The following is a 12,250-nucleotide window of genomic DNA, read 5'->3' as shown; positions in this document are numbered from 1 at the left end:
TTTTTCTTTCAGGGGGTCCGACCATCGCTTTGCATTGCAAAGCATGGTGGTGCGGTCGGAGAGACTCGAACTCTCACGGGTGTTACCCCACAGCGACCTCAACGCTGCGCGTCTACCATTCCGCCACGACCGCACGCCATGGTTGGTGGGCGGGGTTTAGCCAAAGACCAAGGGCTTGTGAAGAGGCAATCTGCAAATTTTTTCAATGCGTTTCAGAAAGCGGGTTCAGCCCCCGATTTTCCGCAGCCGCACCCCCGATCACAATCCCCTTACCGCCCTACAATCTGACGGCTCAACCGTTGAAAGCGCGCGTTCGGCGGGCCATCTGTGACGCAAGCAAGAAGGAACACGCCATGCCCGCAGACACCGCCACCCCCACAGATACCCCCACCGTGCAGATCGACATCGTATCGGATGTGATGTGCCCTTGGTGTATCGTGGGCTACAAGCAACTTGAGCAAGCGCTCGGCGCGGTTGGCGTCGGCGCTTTCGTGCGTTGGCACCCCTTTGAGTTGAACCCGCAGATGCCAGCCGAAGGCCAGAACATGGCCGAACATCTGGCCGAGAAATACGGCTCCACCCCTGCCCAATCGGTCGAAAATCGCAAACGGCTAACGCAGATGGGCCAAGACTTGGGCTTTACCTTCAACTTTTCCGACGACACGCGGATGCAAAACACCTTTGCCGCGCATCAACTGCTGACATGGGCGCAGGCCCAAGGGCTGCAACACCCGCTGAAGATGGCCCTCTTCGACGCGCATTTCACCCAAGGGCGCAATGTGAACGACACTGATGTGCTCGCCGATGTTGCCGCTTCCGTCGGGTTGGACCGGGATGAGGCGCTTGAGGTGCTCCGCAGCGGCAGCTTTGCCGAACAGACCCGCGAAGCGCAGCAATTCTGGACTTCGCGCGGCATCTCCGGCGTGCCGTCGATGATCTTCGAGGGCAAATACCTGATCACCGGGGCGCAGGGGGCTGAAAACTACGCCCAAATCCTGCGCAAGGTCTTGGAGGAACGCGACGCCGCCGCCTGACACTGTGCCTCTGGCGGTGCGGCGCGGGTCTTGCTAAGGCATCCCCATGGTTGAATGGATCATCACTGACGGCTTGACCGACTACCGCAGCGCCGAGGCGTGGATGGAGGCGCGTGCCACCGCCATCGCCGCCGGTGAGGCCGAGGAATGCATCTGGCTGGTCGAGCACCCCCCGCTCTATACCGCCGGAACCTCGGCGCGGGCCGAAGACCTGACAGAGCCCGACCGCTTTCCCGTCTACCCCACCCGGCGCGGCGGGCAATATACCTACCACGGGCCAGGCCAGCGCGTGGCCTATGTGATGCTCAACGTCGCCGCCCGCGGGCGCGACGTGCGCTGTTTCGTGCGCCAGCTCGAAAACTGGGTCATCGCCACGTTGGATCAGTTCAACCTGCGCGGTGAAATCCGCCCCGGTCGCGTCGGCGTTTGGGTGCAACGGCCCGAGAAACCCGCCCAACCCGATGGCAGCCCCGCCGAAGACAAGATCGCCGCCATTGGAATCAGGCTGCGCAAATGGGTCAGCTTCCACGGCATCAGCATCAATGTGGAACCGGACCTGAGCCATTTTGGCGGCATCGTCCCCTGCGGCATCACGAACCACGGCGTGACCTCACTGGTCGATCTAGGCCTGCCCGTCACGATGGACGACGTCGATCTGGCCCTGCGCGCCACCTTTGATGAGGTCTTTGCCAGCGACCCCACAGGCAGCTGCGACATCACCCCCTAACAGCGGCAAAGCACGCCCCAAGCGGGCCAAAGGCCGCAATTTACGGCGATCGCCACAGCGCAAAAAATACCCACCCTGCGACCATCGCGCCCATTGCCCCCGCGAGACGGTCGCTCTAAAACGGGCGCGACACCGCATGTGCCGCCTATGGCGCCATGTGTCCAATTCATTTGCAGGAGGCACCGCATGGCAGACGCAGCCATTCACGGCCAAGATCATCACGACGACCGGGGGTTCTTTACCCGGTGGTTCATGTCCACCAACCACAAAGATATCGGTATTCTGTACCTTATCGTCTCGGCCTTGGTCGGTCTTATTTCGGTGGCATTCACCGTCTACATGCGCCTCGAGCTCATGGATCCGGGCGTTCAATACATGTGTATGGAAGGCGCGCGTTTCATCGCGGATAGCTCTGCCGCCTGTACGCCAAACGGCCACCTGTGGAACGTGCTGATCACCGGCCACGGCATACTGATGATGTTCTTCGTCGTGATTCCCGCGCTCTTCGGCGGTTTCGGCAACTACTTCATGCCGCTGCAAATCGGCGCGCCGGACATGGCCTTCCCGCGGATGAACAACCTCAGCTTCTGGCTCTATGTCGCGGGCACCACCCTTGCGGTCTGCTCGCTGCTGACACCCGGTGGCAACGGCCAGCTCGGCTCCGGGGTGGGCTGGGTGCTCTACCCGCCGCTTTCGGTGCGCGAAGCGGGCATGTCGATGGACTTCGCGATCTTCGCGGTGCACGTCTCCGGTGCCTCCTCGATCCTCGGCGCGATCAACATGATCACCACCTTCCTGAACATGCGTGCCCCCGGCATGACCCTGTTCAAAGTGCCGCTCTTCGCGTGGTCGATCTTCGTCACAAGCTGGCTGATCCTCCTGTCCCTGCCGGTTCTGGCGGGCGCGATCACCATGCTCTTGATGGACCGCAACTTCGGCTTCGCCTTCTTCGACCCCGCAGGCGGTGGTGACCCGATCCTCTACCAGCACATTCTGTGGTTCTTCGGCCACCCCGAAGTCTACATCATCATCCTGCCGGGCTTCGGCATCATCTCCCACGTCATCGCGACCTTCTCGCGCAAACCGGTCTTCGGCTACCTGCCGATGGTCTGGGCGATCATCGCGATCGGTGCTCTGGGCTTCGTCGTCTGGGCGCACCACATGTACACCGTGGGCATGACCCTGAACCAGCAGGCCTACTTCATGCTGGCCACCATGGTCATCGCGGTGCCAACGGGGGTGAAGGTCTTCAGCTGGATCGCCACCATGTGGGGTGGCTCGATCGAGTTCAAAACACCGATGCTCTGGGCCTTCGGCTTCCTGTTCCTCTTCACCGTCGGTGGCGTCACCGGCATCGTGCTGAGCCAGGCCGCCGTGGACCGCGCCTATCACGACACCTACTACGTCGTGGCGCACTTCCACTACGTGATGTCGCTCGGCGCCGTCTTCGCCATCTTCGCGGGCATCTACTTCTACCTGCCCAAGATGACGGGCCGCATGTACCCCGAATGGGCCGGCAAGCTGCACTTCTGGGCGATGTTCATCGGTGCAAACCTGACCTTCTTCCCGCAGCACTTCCTGGGCCGTCAGGGCATGCCGCGCCGCTACATCGACTACCCTGAGGCATTCGCCTACTGGAACCAGTGGTCCTCGATCGGCGCTTTCCTCAGCTTCGCCTCCTTCCTCTTCTTCTTCGGGGTGATGGCCTACACGCTGACCCGCGGCGCGCGCTCCACAGCAAACAACCCGTGGAACGAATTCGCAGATACGCTGGAATGGACCCTGCCCAGCCCCCCGCCCGAACACACGTTCGAGCAGCTTCCGAAACAGGAAGACTGGGACAAGCAGCACAGCCACTAAGCTGACCCAAACCACAAAGGCCCCGCTCTCCCGCGGGGCCTTTTCTTTTGCCCCCCACTCCTCTCACAGCCGCCCCTCCCCCCTCCAATTTCATCCTTTCTCAAATACCCTCGGGGGTCCGGGGGCAGAGCCCCCGCCTTACGCAAATTTTTCCACCAAAAACCACATTTCCCTCTTGAAGCCCCCCGCCCCAATAGGTATCTCGCCCTCACCAGACGGTAAGCGGGCGTAGCTCAGGGGTAGAGCATAACCTTGCCAAGGTTAGGGTCGGGCGTTCGAATCGCCTCGCCCGCTCCATCTGGACTTCACAGGGTCGCATCTTTGGATGCGGCCCTTTGTGTTTTTCGCCCCCAAAACCACCGCGAAAAAAATTGCCGCGCGACGCTTAGATCGTTTCATTTCCCCCTTGCAGCCCCCTGCGGGAATGGGTATTCCCCCCTCACCAACCGGATGCGGGCGTAGCTCAGGGGTAGAGCATAACCTTGCCAAGGTTAGGGTCGGGCGTTCGAATCGCCTCGCCCGCTCCAGGTTGATCCTACCACCCCGTAGGAAACGCAAAGCCGCCCTTCGGGGCGGCTTTTGTGTATCTAGCCCTACATAAAAAAACGCCCCATGACGAACACGGGGCGTAAGGTACGGAACGAGGGACAGTAGGTGGCCGGCAGGCGTTCCGGGCCTGCGGTCACCCATAAATTTAGGAAGCCTTAGCCGTTTTCAAAGGGGCCGGGCCCGGCCGCCCTGCCCCCTGCCCGGTTTTGAGCCTGTTCTTGCCGATTCTCAGCCGCCAAGCCGGCTGGCATAGAGCGCGATGGCCGCCGCGTTAGAGACGTTGAGCGAGCCGAATCCGCCCGCCGCATCGATCCGCACCAGCGCGTCTACGGTCTCGCGGGTCTTCTCTCGCAGCCCCGGCCCCTCGGCCCCCAGAACAAGCGCCACGGGGCGGTCACGGCGGCCCTCGACGGCCTCCTCGATGGTCTGCGTGGCCTCGCCATCAAGCCCCAACACCAGATAGCCCATTTCCTGCAGGGCGCGGATGGCATCGGCAAGGTTGCGGACCCTCAGATAGGGCTGGCGCTCCAGCGCACCGCTGGCGGTTTTGGCCAGCGCCCCGGTCTCGGGCGCGGAATGGTGTTTGGTGCCGATGACCGCCGAGGCGCCAAGCACTTCGGCAGAGCGTAGAATCGCGCCGACGTTATGCGGATCGGTCACTCGGTCGAGCAGCAAAAGCCGCGGCGCGGAATCACCGATGGCCACATCTTCCAATCGGCCCCAGTTCAGCGGCTTCACCTCCAAAACGGCACCTTGGTGGACCGAGTTTGGATCGAGCGGCGGGCGGAACTTGCGCGGGTCCACGACCTGCGGCGTGATTCCCGCCTCGGCGATGGCCTCTTCCAGCTTCGCCTGCGCGTTCGGCGTGACCATCAACTGCAATTTTTCACGCCGCGGGTTCATCAGCGCATCGCGCACCGCATGCAGGCCGAACAGCCAGACCGTCTGCGCCGCTTCGGCCTTCTTGTCCTGCTCTTTTTGCACGACCCATTTGGGTTTCTTCATCTCTTTATCCTTTCGTGCGATTTCCCCAAGATTTCTCAGGAATTCGCCTTGACGCTTCTTTGGCTCGCTTGTAATCACGCCCCCACGTCAGGTGCAATGCACCGGGACAAAGTGGGCGACAGGCCGCAAGGTGTGGCAGGGGACTGTAACTCCCTCGCGGAGACGCACGCCTGGTTCGATTCCAGGGTCGCCCACCACTTTCTCCCCCCTCGCGATAGTTCGTATGCGCAGTCAAGGCGCGCTCGTGGCGACCGATCAACGCCGCGCCCGATGGCTATCAAGGAAGCAACACATCGCCCCGCACAAAACCCTCAATCGCCATTCCCAAATCGTCGTAAACCACCTGAACCCGAACCCTCTCAACCGACCCGAGATCGAACGTCAGGTAAGGCTGCGGGTCCCCCTCCAGAATCGCATTCGGCGTGGGCGATGAATCGTGACAGGGCGGCATCGGCAGATTCTGCATCGGCGCGTCGTTCACCGCGATTGCCATGGCGGCCAGCCCGCAGCGCCAGCTCCACAGGTGGGTCACATAGAGAAAGTCTCGCCCATCATACTCCCGCACGGCGATCCAATTGCCGCGGGTGGCGTTCAGGATCGGACGCACCTCTGCGGCGGTGGTGAAACGGCCCGTGGGCGTCTGGTCTTCGGAGACCAAGCCGGGGGGCACGGCATCCATGTAGAATGCAGGCGGCGGGGCCGCGGGCGCCGGGGGCGCCGCCGGGCTGGCGGGGGCCGCAGGGCGTGCCGGAGCCTGCACCGTCATCGGCGCATCCGGTCGGCCTACCCCGTCCGAAGGCGCAGAGGGGCCGCCCAAGCTGATCGCGATCACGGCAAAGACAAAATCGAACATTCGAACCCCTTTCGCAGGCCGCTCAAATTGCTGGCTTTTGCCGACAGAGCCCTGCCCCTATACTGGCCGAAAACCAAAGGCCGCAGTTAAGTATGACACGCAATTCGCGTATCCCGCAAATTTTCAACGTCGTCATCGTGGGCCAAGAGGGGCGACTGGCCTATGAGGCGCTGCTTTTCGCCGCCTCCCTGCGCCATTCCTGCCTAGAGTTCCAAGGTCGTTTGCTGATCGCCGAGCCGCAGCCCGGCCCGCTTTGGGACAGTGACCCACGCATCACCGACAGCGCGCTGCGCGAGGCGCTGAGCGAGCTTGGGGCAGAGTTCGTCCCCTTTGACAATCAGTATTTCGGCAGCACCTACCCCAATGGCAATAAGATCGAGATGCTCAGCGCCCTGCCCGCGGGCGAACCCTTTGTTTTCTTTGACACCGATACGCTGATCACCGGCGATCTGGCGGCGGTGCCGTTTGATTTTGACCGCCCCTCAGCCTCTCTCAAACGCGAGGGCACATGGCCCAAGCCGCAGCTTTACGGGCCGGGCTATAGCGCATTGTGGAAGTCGCTTTACGACAAGTTCGGCCTCGACTTCGCCAGCAGCCTCGACCTGAGCCAACCGGATGAATATTGGCGGCGTTATCTTTATTTTAACGCAGGGTTCTTCTACTACCGCTGTCCGCAGGAATTCGGTGATCTCTTCCTGCGCTACGCGCTGGCGGTACGCGACGACCCTCCGGTCGAGCTTTGCGCGCAGAGCTTTGATCCTTGGCTCGACCAAATCGTGCTGCCGCTGGTGATCCACGCCCTTGGCGGCGGGAGGGAAACCCTGCCCGCTGGTCTGTTGGATGGCACGGTCTCCTGCCATTATCGCTTTCTGCCCCTGCTCTACGCGCGAGAGAGCGATCATGCCATCGAGGTGCTAGAGGCCATCACCGCCCCCAACCGAATGAAAAAGCTACTCAAGCAGCGCGATGCGATCAAGCGGATGGTCTATCAGGGCCGCGGGGCCAAGGTGCGCGCGCTTTTCGATCAAGACAACCTGCCGCGCCGCGAACAGGCCATCCGCAACCGGATCAAATCAAACGGTTTCTGGATGCGCTGAGCGCCGCCTGCCCCGTTGTCTGGACGGATCTTTGCGCCTAGGCTGCGCGAGAACCATTTTCTGAGAGGACAGACCAATGGCCGACAGCCCCACCCCACATTTCGACACGCTGCAAATTCACGCAGGCGCCACCCCTGACCCGGCCACCGGCGCGCGGCAGACGCCGATCTATCAGACCACGGCCTATGTCTTTCGCGATGCCGATCACGCGGCGGCTTTGTTCAACCTTGAGGAAGTCGGCTATATCTATTCGCGCCTGACCAACCCCACCAACGCGGTCCTGCAAGAGCGGATCGCCACGCTTGAAGGCGGTGTCGGCGCGGTCTGCTGCTCATCGGGCCACGCGGCGCAGATCATGGCGCTGTTCCCGCTGATGGGACCGGGCAAGAATATCGTCGCCTCCACCCGTCTTTATGGTGGCACGGTCACGCAGTTCAGCCATACGATCAAACGTTTCGGCTGGTCCTGCAAATTCGTTGACTTCGACGATCCGCAGGCCGTGGCCGATGCGATCGACGACGACACCCGCGCGGTCTTTGGCGAGGCCATCGCCAACCCCGGCGGCTATATCATGGATGTGCGCGCTATTGCGGATGTGGCAGATGCGGCGGGCATTCCGCTGATCATCGACAACACCAGCGCCACACCCTACCTCTGCCGCCCGATTGAGCATGGCGCGACGCTGGTGGTGCATTCCACCACCAAATACCTCACCGGGAACGGTACCGTCATGGGCGGCTGCGTGGTGGATTCGGGCAAGTTCGACTGGTCCGCGAATGACAAATTCCCCTCGCTCAGCCAGCCCGAGGAAGCCTATCACGGGATGAAGTTCCATGAGACCTTCGGCCCCATGGCCTTTACCTTCCACGGCATCGCCATCGGGCTGCGCGATCTGGGCATGACGATGAACCCGCAGGCGGCCCATTACACACTGATGGGGATCGAAACCCTGTCGCTGCGCATGGAGCGGCATGTGCAGAACGCGGTGAAGGTGGCCGAATGGCTCGAACAGGACGACCGGGTCGACTATGTCACCTACGCGGGACTGAAATCCTCGCCCTATCACGAGCGGATGCAAAAGGTTTGCCCCAAGGGCGCAGGCGGGCTTTTCACCTTTGCGGTCAAGGGCGGCTATGACGCCTGTGTGAAACTGGTCAACAGCCTTGAGATCTTTAGCCATGTGGCGAACTTGGGCGATACGCGCTCGCTGATCATTCACTCGGCCTCCACCACGCACCGACAGCTGACGGCAGAGCAGCAAGAAGCGGCAGGGGCCGGTCCGGGCGTCGTGCGCATCTCCATCGGGACCGAGGACGCCGACGATCTGATCGCCGATCTCGATCAGGCACTGACCAAGGCGACCAGCTAAACCACCTTCCCCCGCCGATCACCTCGGCGGGGGTTTTCCATCTGCGGCAGTTTACTGCCCCGGGGCAATCGCAAAGGTCATCGAGACCTGCGCCCGCACCTCGACCTCGCCTTCGGCCACGGCGCTGTCCATCGCCATCCCCATACGGGCGGATTCGAACATCTTGGGCTGCGCGTGGGAGTTTTCGGTCATGCGGATCAGCGTGCCGAGCTTCACCCCTGCCGCCTCGGCCAACTGCCGCGCGCGTTCGGTGGCATCCGCAACGGCGGCCTTGCGTGCCTCGGCCAGCGCATCTTTCGGGTCTTGAAGTCCGAAGTCCAACCCGTTGAAATCATTCGCTCCCTCGTCGATCACCGCATCCATCATCGCGCCCAAGCGGTCCAGATCCCGCACCTTGACCGTCACCGAGTTGCCCGCCTGATAGCCAGTGATGCGCGGCGGCTGGCCGTTTTCATTCCCGCGGCGGTCATGCACCGGGCGCAGGTAGAAACGGCTGGTCTGACGGTCCTTCGCCGCGACGCCCTGCGCATCAAGCTGGGTCAGGATCGCGCTTACGGCGGCATTCACCCCGTCCATCGCGGCCTTGGCGGTTTCGGCCTCTTCGGTCACGCCCAAAGTGATCGTCGCCATGTCGGGTGCGGCGGCGATGCTGCCTTGGCCGGAGACGATGATCCCCTCTTCCGGTCCCTGCTGAGCCGAGACCAATCCGGCCCCCGCCATCCACGCCAGCGCCACCCAATTCATCAGTCGCATGTTCGTTCCTTTCCGTGCATCAATGCGCCGCCATTTGCCCATCGCGGGCCGGTACTGACAAGCACCTGCGCGGTGCGCACCCTTCCCTTGGGCGAACTCCTGCTCTATCCTTCGCGATGACTGCGGCGCGTCTGTAAGTGCGCCCGACCCCATGCTAAAGTCGACCGCGATGAAGCCGAATTTTACCCTTTCCCTGTCGTTCGACGGCATTCGTTTGCTCCACCGCACATCGGGCGGATGGCAGCTTGTTGGTGAAGTGGCGCTCGACAGTGCCGATCTGGCGGCGGAACTGGCGGTCTTGCGCAAAACCGCCACGGCGTTGGAGCCGGGCGGGCTGCGCAGCCTGCTGTTGATCCCCGACGCGCAGATCAAATACCTCACCCTCGACACGCCGGATATGGACCCCGCCGCCCGCCGTGCCGCAGCGGCAGATGCGCTGGAGGGGGCCACGCCCTATCCGGTTTCCGATCTGGTGTTCGACGTGCATGCCGATGGCGGGCAGAGCCATGTGGCCGCCGTGGCCCGCGAGACTTTGGACGAAGCCGAGGCCTTCGCGGTGGAGCATCGTTTTCATCCGGTCAGCTTCGCCGCCGCCCCGGCCAATGAGAGTTTCCATGGCGCGCCGCATTTCGGCATGACGAAAGCCGCGTCGGACCTGCTGGAACCCGGCGAAACCGTGGAGCCTGAGACGGCTCCCATCGTGATTTCCGGCGTCATGAACGCGCCCGAAGGGCCGGTCGTGGACACGGATGAGACGACCCCCGTGGCCGAGCCTGAGCTTGCTCCGACGCCGGAGGAGACCCCGCCGCCGGTAGAGGAAGACCTGCCGGATTTGGGCTCGACCGAGGACGTTTCAGAAGCCTCCCCCGCGTTGGAGCCGACCCCCAAAGACACGCCACCGCCCTTGGACGAAGACCTGCCCACCTTGGACGCTGCGGCGGAAACGGAGGCGACGGAAGCCCCGGCAGAGGCCGAACTGGCCCCCACTCCAGAGGAAACCCCACCGCCGTTGGCAGAAGACCTGCCCGCGTTGGAGACCCCCGCGCCAAGCGAGGAACCGGAAGAGACGGAGGCGGACGCGCCGCCCGCCCCCACGGGCAGCGTTGCGGCATCCGCAGCCCCCCTTGCGGCGGCGGCCAGCACGCAGACCGCGCCGCAGCCCGAGCCTTCGCGCAAGGTTGATTTCTCGGCACCGCCCTCGCGCAGTGCCCCTGCCGCCGGTTTTGCGAGCCGCCGTGGCCGGTCAGACAACGCGCCCAGCCTTGGCGGCGCGCGCCGGGAAGCACCCCCGCCCCCGCCTGCCGCCAAAGCGGAACCGACGCCCGCGCCCGCCCCCAGCACAGCGTCCCTGCCCGTGGGCGCGCCATCGCCCGCCGCGGCCCCGCTTGCGCCGCAGATGCCCGTCGAACCGGCCACCGCCGCCGCCGCGACGGAGGCCGCCGCCCCCCAGCCCGACAGCAGTTCGCTGACGCCCGAGGCGACCACCTCGACCGGCACCTTCCTCAGTCGCCGCAAACCGAAAGCGTCGAAAGACCGCCGGACCGCCCCTGCCAGTCCCGCCGCGGCCACCCCGGCATCAGAGGCCGAGCGGATGACCGTTTTCGGCGCGCGCCGCCGGAACGAAGTCGGCGGCAAGCCGCGTTTCCTTGGCCTGATCCTGACGGCGGCGCTTTTGGTCTTCTTGGCCGGTGTCGCGGCTTGGGCCTCAATCTTCCTCGACGAGGGCAGCGCGCTTTCGCGGCTCTTTGGCGACCGCAGCCCGCGCAGCACAGCCGAAGCCTTGGCCCCTGCGGACCCCCCTGAAATCGAGAATGACATCGCCGTGCTGCCCCCCGAACCGGCAGAGCCTGACGCAATCGAAACCGCTGCTTTGGACGCCGGCCTGACCGACGAAGACGGTGCCGTGCTCGACGCGCTGCGCGACCCTGAGCCGCGCCCCCTGTCAGAGATGACCGAGGCCGAGATCGACGCCAAATATGCCACCACCGGCATCTGGGCCCGCGCCCCGGACGTGCCCCCGGCCCCGGCGGCAGCGATCGATATCGACGATCTCTACCTCACCAGCATCGACCCGATCAGCAGCACGACAGACGCCGTGGCCCTGCCGCCCGCCGATGGGTTCGGCACCGACATTGCCCCCGGCGCGGTCAGCTCTCCGGCGGCGGCGGGCACACGCTTTGCGCTGGACGCGCGCGGCTTGGTCAAGCCCACGACGCAGGGGGCGCTCAGCCCCGATGGCCATCTGGTCTACCTCGGACGCCCCGCCGTGCAGCCCCCCGCCACTCTGACCCGGCCAGACGCCGAACCGGCTGAGCCCGAGGTCGACAGCGCCTTGGCCGAGGCCCGCCCCCGCCCGCGCCCCGACGATTTGGCAGAGACGACCGAACGCGCCCAGCTTGGCGGGCTGACACGTTCCGAATTGGCCGATCTGCGCCCGCAACTGCGGCCCAAATCCGTTCAAGAAATCGCTCAGGAAGCGCTCGCCGCTGCCACGCCTGAGCCCGAGGTTGCCCCCATCGACACCAGCGGCGCGGTTGCCGCCGCCCTCGCCACGCCGCCCGCAATCCAGAACGCGACGAAACAGGCCACAACCCAGTCGCGCCGCCCCGATACCCGGCCCCGCAATTTCGACCGGATCGTGAAACGCGCCGCCCGCCGGGCTGCGCCTGCGCAGGTCGCGAGCGTGGCACCCAAGGCCGTGCAGCCCCGCTTTCCATCGAAAACCTCCGTGGCGAAACAGGCCACGGTGAAGAATGCGATCAACCTGCGCGACGTCAATCTGATCGGCGTTTATGGCAAACCCTCGAACCGCCGCGCTCTGGTTCGGCTCAGCAACGGGCGCTATCAAAAGGTTGAGGTCGGCGACCGGATCGACGGGGGCCGCGTCTCGGCCATTGGCGATAGCGAGTTGCGCTATGTGCGCCGGGGTCGGAATGTCGTGCTGAAGATGCCGAACTAGGTCTCACCACATAAAAAGAGACGCCGCAGCGCCCCTTTTTCCCT

The 12,250-nt window shown here is 64.0% G+C and carries 9 protein-coding genes and 4 tRNA genes; 9 read left to right on the top strand and 4 right to left on the bottom strand.

Annotated elements, in window-relative coordinates; translation table 11 throughout:
- Nucleotides 1-47: 47 nt before the first annotated feature.
- Nucleotides 48-133: transfer RNA gene (locus ACGYK4_RS04165), tRNA-Leu, on the bottom strand.
- 220 nt (nt 134-353) lie between these two features.
- Here ACGYK4_RS04165 and ACGYK4_RS04160 point away from each other — a divergent pair.
- From ACGYK4_RS04160 to ACGYK4_RS04140, 5 genes are all read left to right on the top strand, one after another.
- Nucleotides 354-1,034, top strand: a complete 681-nt coding sequence (locus ACGYK4_RS04160) for a DsbA family oxidoreductase (RefSeq protein WP_394455237.1) — start codon at nt 354-356, stop codon at nt 1,032-1,034.
- A gap of 46 nt (nt 1,035-1,080) precedes the next feature.
- Entirely contained in the window at nt 1,081-1,761 is a 681-nt protein-coding gene (lipB, locus tag ACGYK4_RS04155; protein WP_394449994.1) for a lipoyl(octanoyl) transferase LipB, read from the top strand.
- Nucleotides 1,762-1,947: 186 nt separating this feature from the next.
- The gene (gene ctaD, locus ACGYK4_RS04150; RefSeq protein WP_067261244.1) at nt 1,948-3,621 is read left to right on the top strand and encodes a cytochrome c oxidase subunit I; all 1,674 of its coding nucleotides are present in this window, start codon (nt 1,948-1,950) and stop codon (nt 3,619-3,621) included.
- Between the two features lie 222 nt (nt 3,622-3,843).
- Nucleotides 3,844-3,918, top strand: a tRNA-Gly gene (locus ACGYK4_RS04145).
- Nucleotides 3,919-4,073: 155 nt separating this feature from the next.
- Nucleotides 4,074-4,148, top strand: a tRNA-Gly gene (locus ACGYK4_RS04140).
- A 250-nt stretch (nt 4,149-4,398) separates the two neighbouring features.
- Here ACGYK4_RS04140 and rlmB read toward each other — a convergent pair.
- Nucleotides 4,399-5,175, bottom strand: coding sequence for a 23S rRNA (guanosine(2251)-2'-O)-methyltransferase RlmB (gene rlmB / locus ACGYK4_RS04135; RefSeq protein WP_394434213.1), 777 nt, complete (start codon nt 5,173-5,175; stop codon nt 4,399-4,401).
- 113 nt (nt 5,176-5,288) lie between these two features.
- Here rlmB and ACGYK4_RS04130 point away from each other — a divergent pair.
- A tRNA-Tyr gene (locus ACGYK4_RS04130) sits at nt 5,289-5,372 on the top strand.
- A gap of 80 nt (nt 5,373-5,452) precedes the next feature.
- Here ACGYK4_RS04130 and ACGYK4_RS04125 read toward each other — a convergent pair.
- Nucleotides 5,453-6,028: a hypothetical protein gene (locus ACGYK4_RS04125; protein ID WP_394455235.1), complete on the bottom strand. Its 576-nt coding sequence runs from the start codon at nt 6,026-6,028 to the stop codon at nt 5,453-5,455.
- A 92-nt stretch (nt 6,029-6,120) separates the two neighbouring features.
- Here ACGYK4_RS04125 and ACGYK4_RS04120 point away from each other — a divergent pair, with 92 nt between their 5' ends.
- Both ACGYK4_RS04120 and ACGYK4_RS04115 read left to right on the top strand, forming a co-directional pair.
- Nucleotides 6,121-7,125 carry a hypothetical protein gene (locus tag ACGYK4_RS04120; RefSeq protein ID WP_394455233.1) on the top strand — a complete coding sequence of 335 codons (1,005 nt, stop codon included), beginning with the start codon at nt 6,121-6,123 and terminating at the stop codon, nt 7,123-7,125.
- A gap of 76 nt (nt 7,126-7,201) precedes the next feature.
- A complete protein-coding gene (locus ACGYK4_RS04115) occupies nt 7,202-8,494 on the top strand; it encodes an O-acetylhomoserine aminocarboxypropyltransferase/cysteine synthase family protein (RefSeq protein WP_394455232.1) in 1,293 nt (430 codons plus the stop codon).
- 51 nt (nt 8,495-8,545) lie between these two features.
- On the opposite strand, the gene ACGYK4_RS04110 is transcribed toward ACGYK4_RS04115, so the two are convergent.
- Nucleotides 8,546-9,247 (bottom strand): SIMPL domain-containing protein, encoded by a 702-nt coding sequence (locus tag ACGYK4_RS04110; protein ID WP_394455230.1) that lies wholly within the window; start codon nt 9,245-9,247, stop codon nt 8,546-8,548.
- A gap of 151 nt (nt 9,248-9,398) precedes the next feature.
- Here ACGYK4_RS04110 and ACGYK4_RS04105 point away from each other — a divergent pair, with 151 nt between their 5' ends.
- Nucleotides 9,399-12,206 carry a hypothetical protein gene (locus tag ACGYK4_RS04105; protein ID WP_394455228.1) on the top strand — a complete coding sequence of 936 codons (2,808 nt, stop codon included), beginning with the start codon at nt 9,399-9,401 and terminating at the stop codon, nt 12,204-12,206.
- Nucleotides 12,207-12,250 lie beyond the last annotated feature (44 nt).

Origin of the sequence: Sulfitobacter sp. 1A13368 (assembly GCF_043557275.1) — a bacterium.
GTDB lineage: Bacteria > Pseudomonadota > Alphaproteobacteria > Rhodobacterales > Rhodobacteraceae > Sulfitobacter > Sulfitobacter faviae.
Note: the sequence above shows the minus strand (reverse complement) of the source record. Positions and strands in the feature narration are given on the sequence as shown.

Coding starts and splice junctions, on each gene's coding strand:
- lipB (WP_394449994.1), top strand. CDS start 1,081: ATGGTTGAATGGATCATCACTGACGGCTTGACCGACTACCGCAGCGCC.
- ACGYK4_RS04110 (WP_394455230.1), bottom strand. CDS start 9,247: ATGCGACTGATGAATTGGGTGGCGCTGGCGTGGATGGCGGGGGCCGGA.
- ACGYK4_RS04125 (WP_394455235.1), bottom strand. CDS start 6,028: ATGTTCGATTTTGTCTTTGCCGTGATCGCGATCAGCTTGGGCGGCCCC.
- rlmB (WP_394434213.1), bottom strand. CDS start 5,175: ATGAAGAAACCCAAATGGGTCGTGCAAAAAGAGCAGGACAAGAAGGCC.
- ACGYK4_RS04160 (WP_394455237.1), top strand. CDS start 354: ATGCCCGCAGACACCGCCACCCCCACAGATACCCCCACCGTGCAGATC.
- ACGYK4_RS04120 (WP_394455233.1), top strand. CDS start 6,121: ATGACACGCAATTCGCGTATCCCGCAAATTTTCAACGTCGTCATCGTG.
- ACGYK4_RS04105 (WP_394455228.1), top strand. CDS start 9,399: ATGCTAAAGTCGACCGCGATGAAGCCGAATTTTACCCTTTCCCTGTCG.
- ACGYK4_RS04115 (WP_394455232.1), top strand. CDS start 7,202: ATGGCCGACAGCCCCACCCCACATTTCGACACGCTGCAAATTCACGCA.
- ctaD (WP_067261244.1), top strand. CDS start 1,948: ATGGCAGACGCAGCCATTCACGGCCAAGATCATCACGACGACCGGGGG.